Origin of the sequence: Burkholderia sp. RF2-non_BP3 (assembly GCF_001522185.1) — a bacterium.
Classification (GTDB): domain Bacteria; phylum Pseudomonadota; class Gammaproteobacteria; order Burkholderiales; family Burkholderiaceae; genus Burkholderia; species Burkholderia diffusa.
The window spans coordinates 268,110-281,775 of record NZ_LOSU01000033.1 but is presented as its reverse complement, the minus strand read 5'-3'; the positions used below and the strand labels follow the sequence as shown (position 1 = coordinate 281,775).

14 protein-coding genes are annotated in these 13,666 nt (G+C 67.5%); 6 read left to right on the top strand and 8 right to left on the bottom strand.

All coding sequences use genetic code 11. The annotated features are described in order from the left end of the window. The first annotated feature begins 15 nt into the window (after positions 1-15). Positions 16-1,152 carry a dihydrolipoamide acetyltransferase family protein gene (locus WS45_RS17635; protein ID WP_059700893.1) on the top strand — a complete coding sequence of 379 codons (1,137 nt, stop codon included), beginning with the start codon at positions 16-18 and terminating at the stop codon, positions 1,150-1,152. Next, entirely contained in the window at positions 1,149-1,409 is a 261-nt protein-coding gene (locus tag WS45_RS17630) for an acyl carrier protein (RefSeq protein WP_059542030.1), read from the top strand. The genes WS45_RS17635 and WS45_RS17630 overlap by 4 nt, the downstream gene beginning before the upstream one ends. A gap of 108 nt (positions 1,410-1,517) precedes the next feature. Here the strand turns inward: WS45_RS17630 and WS45_RS17625 are convergent, their stop codons facing one another. Next, the gene (locus WS45_RS17625) at positions 1,518-2,033 is read right to left on the bottom strand and encodes a flavodoxin family protein (protein WP_059701029.1); all 516 of its coding nucleotides are present in this window, start codon (positions 2,031-2,033) and stop codon (positions 1,518-1,520) included. Between the two features lie 312 nt (positions 2,034-2,345). Further along, positions 2,346-2,891, bottom strand: a complete 546-nt coding sequence (locus tag WS45_RS17620; RefSeq protein ID WP_059693118.1) for an Hsp20/alpha crystallin family protein — start codon at positions 2,889-2,891, stop codon at positions 2,346-2,348. 242 nt (positions 2,892-3,133) lie between these two features. Between WS45_RS17620 and groL the strand changes: the two genes are divergently transcribed. The 3 genes from groL (at position 3,134) to WS45_RS17605 (ending at position 5,961) form a co-directional block, all read left to right on the top strand. Continuing rightward, a complete protein-coding gene (gene groL, locus WS45_RS17615) occupies positions 3,134-4,768 on the top strand; it encodes a chaperonin GroEL (protein WP_059542033.1) in 1,635 nt (544 codons plus the stop codon). 401 nt (positions 4,769-5,169) lie between these two features. Then, on the top strand, positions 5,170-5,520 hold the full coding sequence (locus WS45_RS17610) for a hypothetical protein (protein ID WP_059536517.1): 351 nt from the start codon (positions 5,170-5,172) through the stop codon (positions 5,518-5,520). A gap of 69 nt (positions 5,521-5,589) precedes the next feature. Further along, positions 5,590-5,961, top strand: coding sequence for an HPF/RaiA family ribosome-associated protein (locus WS45_RS17605; RefSeq protein ID WP_059536522.1), 372 nt, complete (start codon positions 5,590-5,592; stop codon positions 5,959-5,961). 197 nt (positions 5,962-6,158) lie between these two features. Here WS45_RS17605 and WS45_RS17600 read toward each other — a convergent pair whose 3' ends face one another. Both WS45_RS17600 and WS45_RS17595 read right to left on the bottom strand, forming a co-directional pair. Beyond that, a complete protein-coding gene (locus WS45_RS17600; RefSeq protein ID WP_156437205.1) occupies positions 6,159-8,537 on the bottom strand; it encodes an exo-beta-N-acetylmuramidase NamZ domain-containing protein in 2,379 nt (792 codons plus the stop codon). A 119-nt stretch (positions 8,538-8,656) separates the two neighbouring features. After that, a complete protein-coding gene (locus tag WS45_RS17595; protein WP_059700892.1) occupies positions 8,657-9,118 on the bottom strand; it encodes a hypothetical protein in 462 nt (153 codons plus the stop codon). Between the two features lie 469 nt (positions 9,119-9,587). On the opposite strand from WS45_RS17595, the gene WS45_RS17590 reads away from it, so the two are divergent. After that, on the top strand, positions 9,588-10,085 hold the full coding sequence (locus tag WS45_RS17590; protein WP_059700891.1) for a lecithin retinol acyltransferase family protein: 498 nt from the start codon (positions 9,588-9,590) through the stop codon (positions 10,083-10,085). A 44-nt stretch (positions 10,086-10,129) separates the two neighbouring features. On the opposite strand, the gene WS45_RS17585 is transcribed toward WS45_RS17590, so the two are convergent. The 4 genes from WS45_RS17585 to WS45_RS17570 all read right to left on the bottom strand — a co-directional run bounded on the left by WS45_RS17585 (position 10,130) and on the right by WS45_RS17570 (position 13,471). After that, positions 10,130-10,318, bottom strand: coding sequence for a hypothetical protein (locus WS45_RS17585; RefSeq protein ID WP_059700890.1), 189 nt, complete (start codon positions 10,316-10,318; stop codon positions 10,130-10,132). Positions 10,319-10,363: 45 nt separating this feature from the next. Beyond that, complete coding sequence (locus WS45_RS17580) at positions 10,364-11,629, bottom strand: putative glycoside hydrolase (RefSeq protein WP_059700889.1); 1,266 nt, start codon at positions 11,627-11,629, stop codon at positions 10,364-10,366. Then, entirely contained in the window at positions 11,626-12,417 is a 792-nt protein-coding gene (locus WS45_RS17575; RefSeq protein ID WP_059700888.1) for a polysaccharide deacetylase family protein, read from the bottom strand. The genes WS45_RS17580 and WS45_RS17575 overlap by 4 nt, the downstream gene beginning before the upstream one ends. Before the next feature lie 118 nt (positions 12,418-12,535). Beyond that, entirely contained in the window at positions 12,536-13,471 is a 936-nt protein-coding gene (locus WS45_RS17570; RefSeq protein ID WP_059542047.1) for a 1-phosphofructokinase family hexose kinase, read from the bottom strand. Positions 13,472-13,666: the final 195 nt, after the last annotated feature.

The window sequence follows — 13,666 nt, the reverse complement described above, 5'->3', positions numbered from 1 at the left end:
TCCGAAGGGGGACGCATGATCGAATTCACGTTGCCTTCCATGGGAGCGGACATGGACGAGGGGACGCTCCTCGAATGGAAGGTCAAGCCTGGCGACGTGGTCAAGAAAGGCCAGGTTGTCGCGATCGTCGACACGAGCAAGGCGGCAGTGGATGTCGAGAGCTGGCACGAGGGAACGGTCGACGAATTGTTCGTGAACCCGGGCGAACGGATCCCCGTCGGCACGCCGATGGCCACGCTGCTCGAGCCCGGAGAAGCACCGCCGGCGGCGCGGCATACGCGCCAACCGGCGGCACCCGCCGCGGCCACCGGCGCGGCACCTCGCCGCAAGATCTCGCCGGCTGCGCGCAAGCTGGCGCAGCAGCACCGGGTCGATCCCGACAGTGTCACGGGCACCGGCCCGGCGGGCTCGGTGACGCTGGCCGACGTCGAACGGACGATCGCGGCGGCGGGTTCGCCCGCGCCCGGCACGCCCGGCGAGCGCTTTCCGGAAATGAGACGGGTGATCGCGGCCGCGATGGAGCGTTCGAAGCGCGAGATTCCGCACTATTACGTGTCCGAGACGATTCCGCTGGGAAAGGCGCTGGCATGGCTCGCGGCCGAGAACGCGATGCGTTCCGTGACCGACAGGCTGCTTCCGGCAGCGCTCCTGCTCAAGGCGGTCGCGCTCACGCTGCGTCGATTTCCGGAGCTGAACGGGTTCCATCGGGAGGGCGTCTTCCAGCCGGCCGTCGCCGTGCATCTCGGCGTGGCGATCTCGCTGCGCCAGGGCGGGCTGGTGGCGCCCGCGTTGCTCGATGCGGATGCCAAGCCCCTGAACCAACTGATGCGCGAACTGCTCGACCTCACGCAGCGATGTCGCGCGGGCTCGCTGCGGAGTTCGGAGTTGTCGGAATCGACGATTACCGTGACGAATGTCGGCGATCGAGGTGCCGCCGAGGTGTTCGGCATTATCTATCCTCCCCAGGTCGCGCTCGTCGGGTTCGGGCGAATCATTGAACGGCCGTGGGCCGAAGACGGCGGGCTGAAGATCATGCCGGTGACGACCGCCAGCCTCTCGGCCGACCACCGCGTATCCGACGGCCATCGCGGTGCGCTGTTCCTGGTTGAACTGGGTGAATTGCTGCAGCACCCCGAGGAGTTGAATCAATGAACAATGCAGACATCCTGTCGGTCGTACTGGAAACGCTTGCATCCGTCGCGCCGGAACTCGATCCGTCGACGCTGCGCGCGGATCGTCCGTTGCGCAGTCAAGTCGATCTCGATTCGATGGACTGGCTCAATGTTCTGACTGGCCTTCATGCGCGGCTGAAGGTGGAGATCCCGGAGCGCGACTACGGTCGTCTGGTTACGCTCGACGATATCGTCGGCTATCTCGCGGCCGCAGACGCACACCGACCGGTGCCCTGACGCCGGCGTCGTAACGTCCGCCACACCGTTGCACGACGGCGCGCGGTCTCGTGCAGCGGTGCCCGAGAGCACTACCGCCCATTGACGGGCTCGCGCGCCGAGTATGCTTCAACGCGCCGCAGTCGTCGCGACCGCTTCCGCCAGCCTGCGTGCTGCCTGTTCAGCAAATGCCGCGAGAATCGGGCTGGCATCTCCATGCAAGGATTCGCGCGGCGTCACGCGACATTCGGCGAGCGGCGACTTGCGTGCCAGCGTCCGCATTTGCGTGAGTGCGGAGTCCGCACCACGTTGCGCGAAGCTGCAAAAGAATGCGACACGCGGCAGGCGTCGCTGATTCGCGACGAGATACGCCCGCACCGGCGACGATACGCAGCCTGCCCAGACCGGGGAGCCGATCACCACGAGATCGTACGCGGACGGGTCGCGCTTCGCCGCGACGATCTCCGCCGGCTTCTGGTTGATTGCCTCGACGAGCGAACGCAGATAGCCGAACGGGCCGGCACGATCGCGCGTCACGACGATTTCCTCGACGTCGGCGTCGAGCATCTCGGCCAGCGCGGATGCGGCCCGGCGGGTCGTGCCGGTGCGCGAATAGAACACGACGAGAACCTTGCCGGCTAACATGACGACCTCCTTCATGCACGCTTGTCGGGCGGCGCGTGCGTCCGTTGAATTCATTCGCCATGACGCGCGGGTGATCCAAAGAAAATCGGTCCCGTGTGTGTGCCGATTGCACGCGACGGTGCAACCACTGGCTCAAGGGCGCCGTGGCCGATATCCCGGTTATCGGCTCTCAGTGCATGGCGAATGCAGGACCGCCTTTCATCGACCGCCCGAATGTCGGTGTGTCACGACATGACCCAACGATCGAGAAGCAAACGGAAAGCGTATGCACAGGCATCCGCCGGCATGCGTCGGCGGATGCCCGCACCAGTTTCAGCCTGCCTTGACCTCGATCTTCTTCTCGGCCTTGCGAGCCTCCGGCGTCTTCGGCAGCGTGACCGTCAGAACGCCTTTCTGGAACGACGCCTCGATCTTGTTTCTGTCGACCCCGTCGGGCATGCGAAAGTAGCGCTCGAACGAGCCGAAGCGGCGCTCGTGGACGTAGTAGTCCTTGTGCTGCTCCTCCTTCTCTTCCTGCTTTTCGCCGCGGATCGACAAGCCGCCGTTCGCGAGCTTGACCTCGATGTCCTTCTCGTCCAGCCCGGGCAATTCCGCGGTGATTTCGTATGACTTGTCGGTTTCCGCGAAGTCGACCGCGGGCTCGGCGCTCCATTCGTGATCGCGGTGCCAGAATGGCTGGAGGTTGAAAATCGGTCGCCGCACCGACGGCATGCCCGCGCTGCGATTGAAATCGTCGAAGAGACGGTCCATCTCATGGCGCAGCGTTTCGATCGGATGCCAGTACGGCGCCCCCATCGGCGCATGCTCCGCACTCTCCTGCGGCTTATTGACCGGCAGTTTCGTGGATGATTCTTTCATGTCGTGCCTCCTTCTCGTCAGTAATGCATTTATTCTCGATTGGCGATGACCGCGGCAATTGACGGAGATCAACGCTCAGGATGGGGACACCGAAGGCTCTTGGGCGAGCACATGGCGGTGCGAAACGCGTGGCACTCGTTGACCCAGGTCAATCGGCACGACGCGCCGGCAGGTGGAATATGCGTATCGGTCGCCGGCCCCGAGGCGCGTCGTGCCCGGCTTCGTCGCACAGGAGGTGCATCGTGCCCGCAAAATCGCTTGTCTTTCATCAGGATGCTCGCCAACGACTGCTCAAAGGCGTCAACGCGATGGCCGAGGCAGTCAAGCTCACGCTCGGCCCGGGCGGGCGCAACGTGATCGTCGAGCGGGCCGGCACGGCGCCGCTGGTCGCGAACTCTGGCGTCGTCGTCGCCAGCGCTGTGGACTTGCCCGACCCGTTCGAGGAAATGGGCGCACGGTTGTTGCGCGAAGTGGCGACTCGCACCAGCGAAGTCGCCGGCGACGGCACGACCACTGCCACCACTCTGGCACAGGCCATCGTTGCGGAAGGCATCAAGTGCGTCACTGCCGGGCACGATCCGATGGCGCTGAAGCGTGCGATCGAAGCGGCCGGCCGCGACGTGGTCGCCGAACTGCACCGCGTGTCGAAACCGTGCGCAAGCGCGGACGAAATGCGCCAGATCGCGACGATTTCCGCCAGCGGCGACAGCACGATCGGCGCGCTCGTCGCACAGGCCGTCGAGCGTGTGGGCAGGGACGGCGCGATCAGCATCGAGGACGGCACGAAGCTCGACGACGAACTCGAGACGGTGGACGGCTCGCTGATCGATCGCGGCTATCTGTCGCCGCTGTTCGTCGATTCGGACAATCATCGCATCGTCCTTGACGAGCCTCGCATCCTGCTCTGCGACATGAACATCAGCGCGATCGCACAATTGCTACCGGTACTCGAGGCGCTCAGCAGCACCGGCAAACCGCTTCTCGTCGTCGCGAACGAAGTGGAAGGCGAGGCGCTGGCGACCCTTGTCGTCAACCACCTGCGCGGCACGCTGAAATCATGCGCGATCCGCTCGCCCGGATTCGGTGAGGCACGCACCGAGCAGCTCGCCGACCTCGCCGCGCTGACTGGCGCGACGGTCATTTCCGTTCAGGCCGGACGGACACTCGAGCGCACGACGCTCGACGATCTCGGTGCCGCGCGGCGCGTGGAGATCACGCGCGAGACGACGACCGTCATCGCCGGGCGAGGTGAACGCCAGCACATCGACGACCGCGTCCAGGCGCTGCGTACGCGTATCGCGGCGACACCGGCCGGATACGAGCGCGACGCACTGACGCGCCGGTTGACGAAACTCGCGGGCGGCGTCGCGGTGATTCGCGTCGGCGCCGCGACGGAAACCGCATTGCGCGAGCGCAAGAATCGCTTCGAGGACGCCTTGCATGCGACGCGCGCCGCGATGGAGGAAGGCATTGTGCCAGGCGGTGGCGTCGCACTGCTGCGTGCACGGCGCGCGCTCGAAGGCAATCGCACGGACTTGACGGACGCGCAGCGCACCGGCGCGCGAATCGTGCACGACGCGCTGGCATCCCCGCTGCGTCAGATCGCCGAAAACGCCGGAGCGGACGCGCAGGCCGTCGTACACGCAGTCGATGCCGCGACTGGGCCGTTCGGCTATGACGCGGCGACGGCGACATATGGGGACATGATTGCTGCCGGAATCGTCGACCCGGTCAAGGTCGCGCGTTCGGCGCTACAGAACGCGATCTCGGTCGCGTCGCTGCTGCTCACGACCGATTGCATGATCGCGCATCGCCCACGCACGGCCGCATCACCGGGCGTCGCGGAATCGGGAAACTGGGGCGGCGAACTCGGCTGAGCCATCAGTGTGCCGCCGGTCGCTCTTGTACGACTTGCCAGCGGGGATACGCGGAATTCATGTCGGCCACGGAGCGGCCGGTGCCACAGTTGCCCCAGGGCAGCCATTCTCGCCCCGGATGCCGGATCCCGGGGCGGTTCCCGTTCGATATCGTGTTTGCGATTCGCGTCGATGGCACGATCGGAATTTCACCCTTCCAGCCGATCAGCCGTTGATGCTGGTCACACCTTGTCGTCCGCGTGGCCGGACACGCTCTCGATGGAATCGTCTCGTTTCCACGGGCCGGCGCGTTCCATAAAAGCCGCCGTTGATGCGTGTCAAGTGGCGGCTGCCCCGACAGCCTAGGCTGGAAACGTGAACGACAGTCGTCCTGACGCACGCGTCCAGGCTGGGAGGCAACCATGCAGACCGGACATCATTTCCTACCTGAGTTTCGGCATGCGACCGTGCCGACGTATTTCGTTTCCTACGTGTTTCCTCTGCTGCTGGCCGGCTACGAGGTCTACCGGATCGGCTATTGGGTAAGCCGGCATGGCTGGAATTTCGCGCAACTGCCGCAGGCTGGCTACGAGTTCACGCTGATGTTGTTCGTATTTGCACTGCAGGTGATTCTCGACGGGTTGTTCTTCATGACGGCATGGGTAGGCAAGCATCCGGACGTCGAGCATCGGCTCGCGAACCTGGCGCTCGGCGTTCTGTGCTCGGCACTGGTCATCGCGTTCGATGTCGTCCTTCAGATCGCCACGTTCTGAACCGGAGTCTCAGGGGCGCCGGCACGACGGGGCACGACCGGCATTCATCAGCCATCAACGGATCAAGCAATGAAGCCACCTTACGAACTGGTATTTCAAGGCATGCCGCGCTCGGACGCGCTCGAGGCGGCAGCCGCCCGGCATGCATCCAGACTCGATCGATTCCGGCAGGACATCTCGCATTGCCGGATCAACGTCGTGCTGGACGAGAAGCACGATCATCAGGGGAAACCGTTCAATATCCGGATCGAAGTCACGATTCCCGGACATCAACTGGTATCCAGCAAGGAGCGCGACGAGGATGTCTACGTCGCGCTGCGCAATGCCTTCAGCAACGTCACGAGAATGCTCGAAGACACGGGACGGAAGCAGCGAGGCCGCGGCAAACGGCACGATGAACGTTCGGCCGCTCCTGCCACGCGATCGGAGGCGCACGAATAGCGCGCTTTTGCGCGTGCGTGCGCCCGTCGGCAGTCGGGCAACGCGCGCGCTCGACCAGCGCGAGTTGCGAAGCGATGCCGCGTCGATCCGATATGCGATCGCCCATCGAATCGTCGAGACGGATCGACCGAGCCGTGTCGGCGAAGTCGCGGCTAATCTCGTATCGGCGTCACGCTTGCCGACGGCTTTGCATCCGCTCAGTACAGCAGAAATGCTGCTCTCTCGGGCGCGAACGCCGCCTCCTGCGCAACGACCACGCGCTCGATCTCGTCGAGCGACCGCCCCGCCTCCAGCATGTCCGCCACCTCGCGCGAACCGACCGATGCTCGGATCGCATCGATCCGGAACTTCGCCGGATAACGCCGGTGCAGCGCCAGTGCGAGTGCCAGCCCGATCTCGCCCGGCCGTGCCGCGCCGGGCGGCCGGTCGATGCGCACCCCTTCGCACACCCTGCCGCGATACGGCCCCTCCGTGGGCACGAAGCGAACCGGCGAGAATGTCGCGTCCAGCCGCATCGCGCGAAGATCGTCCGTAAGGACGCGCGCGTCGATCCACGGCGCGCCGACCACGCCGAACGGCGTCGCGGTACCGCGCCCGACACTGATCGCCGCGCCCTCGATGAGCCCCGTCTCCGGGTACAGCGACAACGCGGCGCCGTCGCGCAAGTTCGGCGATGGCGGCACCCGGCCGAGCCCGGTATCGTCGAAGCGCATCGCGCGCACGTAATTCGCCATCGGTACCACGGTCAGCGCCGCGCCGATATGCAGGCGGTCGTTGAACAGTCGCGCCAGTTCGCCGAGCGTCATGCCGGGCTGGAGCGGCAACGGGTAATAACCGGTGAACGTGGCCGGCCCGGCATCGGCCACGGGGCCGCCGGACACATCGCCGCCCAGCGGGTCCGGGCGGTCGAGCACGAGCACCGGGCGATGTGCGGCGGCGCCGGCCTCGAGCGCGTAGCCGAGGGTGGCCAGATACGTGAAGAAGCGTACGCCTGCGTCCTGCAGGTCGAACACCAGCACGTCGACATCGGCGAGCAGCGCGGGCGCGATCCTGCGGCGGTCGCCGTAGAGGCTGTGAACGACCACACCGGTCGCGGTGTCGAGCGTGTCGCCGAATGTCTCGTCGACGTCGGTGCCGAGCCCGTGCTCGGGCGCGAACAGCGCGACGAGCCGCGCGCCCGGCGCCTGCGCGAGCAGGTCGACCGTGCGCCGGCCGAACCGGTCGAAGCCGCTGCGGTTCGTGACGAGCGCAATGCGCTTGCCCGCGACGGCCGCGAAGCCGCTCGCCGCGAGCACGTCGATGCCGGCCAGCACCGGCCCGCGCGATACCGGCAACCGGGCGGCTTGCGCGACGGCCGCCGCCATCGCGGGCACGCGCGTCGCAATCCGCGACGACGTCACGGCCGCGGCCTCGCTCGACACGATGCCGAGCACGAGCGAGCGCAGTGGCATCGCCGTGCCGGTTTCGTCGGGATACAGCCGGCTGGTGAGCACGATCGCGAAGCGGCGCGTCACCGGATCGATCCACAGCGCCGTGCCCGTGTAGCCGAGGTGTTGCAGCGCGCCGAGCGGCGGCAGCCGGTAGCGGTTCGCGACGAGCGGCGGCCCGACCGCCCAGCCGGGCGTGTGCAGGTCGCCTGCCGCGTCGAGCGTGGCAGGCGTTTCGAGCGCGGCGACGCTGCGGCGCGCCAGCACGCGCACCGGGCCGAGCGCGCCGCCGTTCAGCAGCATGCGCGCGAAGCGCGCCAGATCGTCCGCACTCGCGAACAGGCCCGCATTGCCGGCGACGCCGCCCATCGCGGCCGCGACGGGATCGTGGACGCGCCCGCGCAGCAAACGGCCATCGCGAACGGTGGTAGGCGCCACGCGCGCGAACAGCGACGCCGCTGGCCGGAACGCGGTGCTCGCCATCCCGAGCGGCGCGAACACATGTGCGGCGCACCACGCGTCGAGCGGCCGGTGCGACACGCGCTCGACGATCTCGCCAAGCACCACGTAGTTGACGTCGCTGTAGCGCACCTGCGTGCCGGCCGGTGTGCCGGGGGGCATCGCGACGATGTCGGCCAGCACGGCGGCGCGGCTGCGCAGCGCGCGGGACGACGACACGCCGGCCGGCAGCCCCGACACATGCGCGAGCAACTGGCGGATCGTGATGCCGGCCTTGCCGTGCGCGCCGAACGCGGGCCAGTAGCGCGCGGCCGGCGCGTCGAGGCGCAGCATGCCGCGCTCCGCGAGCTGCATGATCGCGACCGCCGTCGCGACCGGCTTGGTCAGCGACGCAAGATCGAAGACGGTATCGGCCGTCATCGCCTCGGCGTGCTCGCCCGTCACGCGCAGGCCGCGCGCGACGCGCACGCGCACGCCGTCCGCGTCGCCCGTCACGACCACGGCGCCGGCAAGATGGCCGTCGGCGATCTCGGCGGCGATCGCTTCGTCGATCGCGGTGGTCTGCTGCTGCGCTGCGGCCGTATCGGGTTCCGCGCGCGCACCGGCTGACGCAAGCGTGAACAGCAGCGCGCCGGTCAGCGCAGCAGCGCAGCGGTATCGTCGCGAACGAGCCTGTTTCACTGCGTTCATTTCTTCGTGCCGGTCACATCGGCGGAGTCGAGCTGCGTGCGGAGGATCCGGGACCGGCCGACGCAGCGTCGCTTCTCCCGCCACGCCGGCCCTGAACGAACGCGCGGCCAGCGGCCCGGTTACTGCGGCGATGCGGAACAATCGGCGCACAGACGTATCGCGCCGTGCCGGTCCGGGTCGTGCCAGTAGAAGCGCACATCGACCGCGCCGCGCGCCGGTACGACGACGCGCCTGACTTCCTGAATGGCCCTGTCGTGCGCGGACACGGTATATCGCCCCGGCGGCACGCGGGCGAACAGGAACGGGCCGTTCGTGTGTACGTCGAGAATCGTCGACTTGCCGGACGACAGCGTGACATCGACATCGGACAGATACTGGCCCCGCTTCGATGCGAACGTGATCCGCAGGTTGTAGCGAGGCGCGACATCGCGAAATGCCGTGATCTCATCCTGACCGATTCCGCCGGTGATGTAAGTGACACCGTTGTGCACGACCGGCTCGGTCGACGGGTCAGCCAGTGCGTTCGCACCGATGTTCAGCAGGCAGGCTGCCAGCAGCATCTTCACGGTTCCGGTCCACATCTTCACTCTCCTGATTGAGCCCGCACGGCTGCGATGCCGCTCGTCCGGTCGCGGAACGGGCTGCGTGCGGCGACGTCGCGCATTCGCGTCGACGACGACGTCAGCGTCGCGCGGAACGTCGATTTCCCGTTGACTCAGGTCAAGTGCGCGCCTGTCGAAGCCGAGCGACGCCCGACGGCCCCCGCGAGACAGTCATCGCGCCCCATCTGCCCGAATGCCACGGCACGCCTGAAAACACAAGGAAAGCGGGATACGGGCGGCGCAATCGTCCGTGACGGCTGTCAGCCGATATTGCACGGCCCGTCGGAAAATTCCGACACGGCGGCCCGACATCGGACAGCAAGCTCAGGCCACGCTGATTGTTCCGCGCGACTCCACTGCCAATACTGGAGACGTGACAGGACGCAACGTGTTTCGCGGCCGGCGCACGGCCCTTCCGCCCCGCCGCCGCAGGATCGAGGAGCTGGCGATGATTGATCCGACCGCAGCGCACACCGACGACGCCATGCTGGATGGCGAACCGCCGGTCGGTGCCCACCTCGTGACCCGCCGCCGCGGCTATCTGCATCACGGGATCTACATCGGCGACGGCAACGTGATTCACTACGCGGGATGGTCGCGCCATGCGAGCGGCGGTCCGGTCGAGGTCGTCACGCTGGACGGCTTCCGTGCCGGGTTCGGGCTCGCGGTCATTCGTCACGCGCGCACGCTGTACGATGGAACGGAAGCAGCGCGCCGCGCGGCATCGCGCCTTGGCGAATGCCAATACCGGCTGCTCACGAACAACTGCGAGCATTTCTGCCTGTGGTGCCTGTTCGGTGTGGCGAGGAGCGAGCAGGTCGCGTCGTGTCTGCGCAACCCGGTGCACGGCATCGCGGTCGCCGTCATGCTGATGGCGTGCGTTCTGGCCGCGCGACTGCATCCGGCGATGACCGTGCACGAATGTCCGGCACGGTGGGTGGCCTAGTTTCTGCGGCGGCGCCTTCGTTCGGTCATTCGTCAACCTAACCGTCACCCGCGGCCACGAAAAACGGCATGCGCACGCCCCCACCGTTTCGCCTGCGCAATCGCGATGCGGATCGCGCTGCCCTCGGTGCGCCCCTGACGCAGCAGCGCGTTGGCAATCTCGATCGCCTTGCCGCGAACCGGCGGCGGCAGATTCCGCATCGAAGGCGGATAACGCTCGTCATTCCACGGCATGATCGATCGGATGCCTACATGTTCTCGCCGGTCCGCACCTGCCGCTCAGCGCGGCAAATCGGCAGGATCGTAGCGATTGCGCGGGTTCCACAGCATCCAGCCGTCCGTGCCCGCCGCATCGGCCGCGTCGACCTGTGCGCGGATCTCGTCGGCATCGAACGGCCGGTGGTCGAACGCATAGTCGCGAAACGCCTGGAGCCACGGCCGAAACCGGACCCCGTCCATTCCGGTCCGGCGCTTCGCCTCGGCCAGCGACCGCGAAACGATCTCGCCCGGATGCTCGGTCGGCTTCCGGCAACCGGGCAGGCCCCACGTGAAGCCGGACGGATACAGCATCGGCGACACGTAGTCGACGACCGGCCCGAGCGCGTCGAGCCGTTGTCCGATAGCGGTGTCGTCGGTGTTCCAGCAGACGTACCCGAAGATGTCGGCCGACATGTAGAGGTTGTACGGCCGCAGTCGTTCCCGCGCGCCGGTCAGGAATCCCGAGATCGCCGCGACCCGGTTCGCCTCGGTATTGGCCTCGGCGAACCGGAGGCCGTTGGCGTCGGGAAAACGCAGGTAGTCGAACTGGATTTCGTCGAAACCCATGCGGGCCGCCTCTTCGGCGACGTCGTAATTGTGTTGCCAGGCCGCGCGCGAGGTCGGGTCGATCCAGCGCTGATGCTCGCGGTCCTGCCAGATCTCGCCGGCTGCATCGCGCACGGCCCACTCGGGATGAGCGCGCGCCAGCGGGTCGTCCTTGAACACGACGATGCGGGCGATCAGGTAAAGACCGCGCGCGTGGAACGTCCGCAACAGCTCCGGCAGATCGGGCGGACGAACGATGGCGCCGGCGACATTGTTCGCGGCGCCGGAGATCTCACGCGCCAGGCTGCGATACGGCGTCACGCCGCTGTCGCCCTTCACGTCGATGACGAGCGCGTTGATCGCCGTCTTGTCCTGGAGGGACAGCGCCGCCTCGCGCAGCGTGCGGTCCGCGACGCCGTAAGCGGACAGATAGACGGCTTTCGGCCGCACCGGCGTCATGCGGATCGTCTGTGCGCCGCCGGCGGGTGCCAGCGTGACTTCGGTTCGCGCGTAGCCCGGCGCACGCACGCTCAGGCGTGCCCCCGCCGCGTCGATCTCGAGTGAAAACGCGCCGTCGCGATCTGCGGTCCGGTTCACGCCCGACGCGTGGCCGATCGCGCCGGCAAGCGGGTGCCCGTTCGTCGCATCGACGACGGTGATCGTGACGGGCGCCGCCCGGGCGGCGAATCCGGCGAATCCGCCGAGCGACACGAGCAGACAGACGATCAGACGTGCAATCACGGCTTCCCCCCGGCGGTTCTCAACAATCCATTCATGCATCGTGTGTCGCAGGCGTCCGTCATCAGATAGCGCGGCAGCGCCATGGCCGGGTCGGTGACACGAACGGGGCGCGCATCGAGCGTGAAGGCCGCCACGTAGCCCTCGCGAGCGGCCAGCTGATCGGTCTGCGCATCATGGACGCCGAACGGCCAGGCCAGCATCCGGACCGGCTGGCCGGTTTCGGACGCGAGCCGTTCGCGGGACCGGCGCAACTGGAACGACGCGAAGCGCAAGTAGTCGTCCGGCGTGAGTCGGGCGCGTTCGGTGCGGAAATTCGGATGCCAGTACGTGTGGGACTCGATGTCGACGCCGCCGGACTGCCCGAGCGTGCGCAACTGGTCCCATGTCATCGCATAGCTGGCGTTGGAGATGGCCGACGGATAGATGAACAGCGTGACCGGCATCGGATGGTCGGCCAGCAACGGGCGCAGCACGTCGTAGACGGAGCGATGACCGTCGTCGACGGTGATCGCGACCGCGCGCGCCGGCACGGCATCGGCCTGGCCGTCATGCCAGCGCACGACGTCGGCGAGCGGCACGATGCGGTAGCCGTTTGCCTCGATCGCCTGCAACTGGTGGCGGAACGTCTCGGTACGGACCGTCATCGAATCCAGTTGCGCGCTGGCGAACCGGTGGTAGGCCAGGATCAGCACACGCTGCGATGGCGAATCGACGGTCGCGACGTCGGCGGACGAAGCCGGCGGCATACACGACAACAGGAGCAGGCAGGCGATCAGGCGAAAGGCCATGGCGGGTCTCGTGGAATGGCTGCCCCATTTTTCTCGATCGCGGCGCGAAAACCGCTGAGCCAGATCAACGATCGATCGTGCGTCGATGCGATCGTGCACACGTCACGCCGCGTGGTCGTCAGCTTGCCTGCGCAACCAGTTCCGCATGAATCCGCTCGACGTCCTCGCGTGTGCATAGCGCCGTCCCCGGGTGCTCGACCGACGCGGCCGATGCCGCCAGCGCATAGCGGCACGCTTCGTCGAACGGCACGCCGCGCGCCAGCGCCCAGACCATGCCGCCGACGAAACTGTCGCCGGCGCCGACCGTGCTGCATACCGCTGCCGGCCTGCCGGGCAGGCGCAGCGCGCCGTCGCGCGTGACGACCCATGCGCCGCGCGCGCCGAGCGTCAACGCGACGATGTCGGCTTGCCCTCGCGCGACGAGTTCGCTGGCCTTCCGGCATGCCGACGTGTCGTCGAGCGGTTCGCCGGCCAGCGCGCTCAGTTCGCCGAGACTGGGCTTCACGAGATGCACGCCGGCCTCGAGGGCAGCTTGCAGCGCCCTGCCCGCCGCATCGACGACCACCCGGCTGCCCCTTGCACGGGCGGTCCGCGCGAGCGTCGCATACAGGTCGTCGGGCGCGCCGGGCGGCAGGCTGCCGCTCAGCACGAGGTAGCGCGGCGCCGGTTGCATCGCGTCGATGCGCGCTGCGCAGTCGCGCCACTCGGCCTCGGTGACCATCGGCCCCGGCATCAGGAAGCGGTATTCGCGCCCGGTCGCGGTCTCGGTCACGCACACGTTCTCGCGCGTCTCGCCGGCGATCCGGATGCGCACCGCCGGCAGGCGCTCGGCCTCGAGCAGCAGCGTCAGCACGTCGCCGGTCGGCCCGCCGGCCAGGTACAGCGCGACGCAGTCGCCGCCGAGGCGGTGAATGGTTCGGGCGACGTTGATCCCGCCGCCGCCGGGGTCGCGCCGCGGCCGCGCGCAGCGCAGCTTGTGCGTATCGACGATGTGCTCGACGGACGTCGCGACATCGACGGCCGGATTCAAGGTAACGGTAACGATATCGGTCATGGCGCGTGGTTCGCAGTCGATGGCTGGCGCGACGGACGCCGGCGCGGCGATTCGCGGCAACCGCCGCGCCGGCCGTGGCTCCACCTTACGTTCGACGCCGGTCGCGGCGTTGACCGCCGTCAAGCGATGTCGCGAAGGTGCCCGGTTGCGCTCGATCAACGACACGTTCGGGCAGGCTCTTACAGTGAATCATTC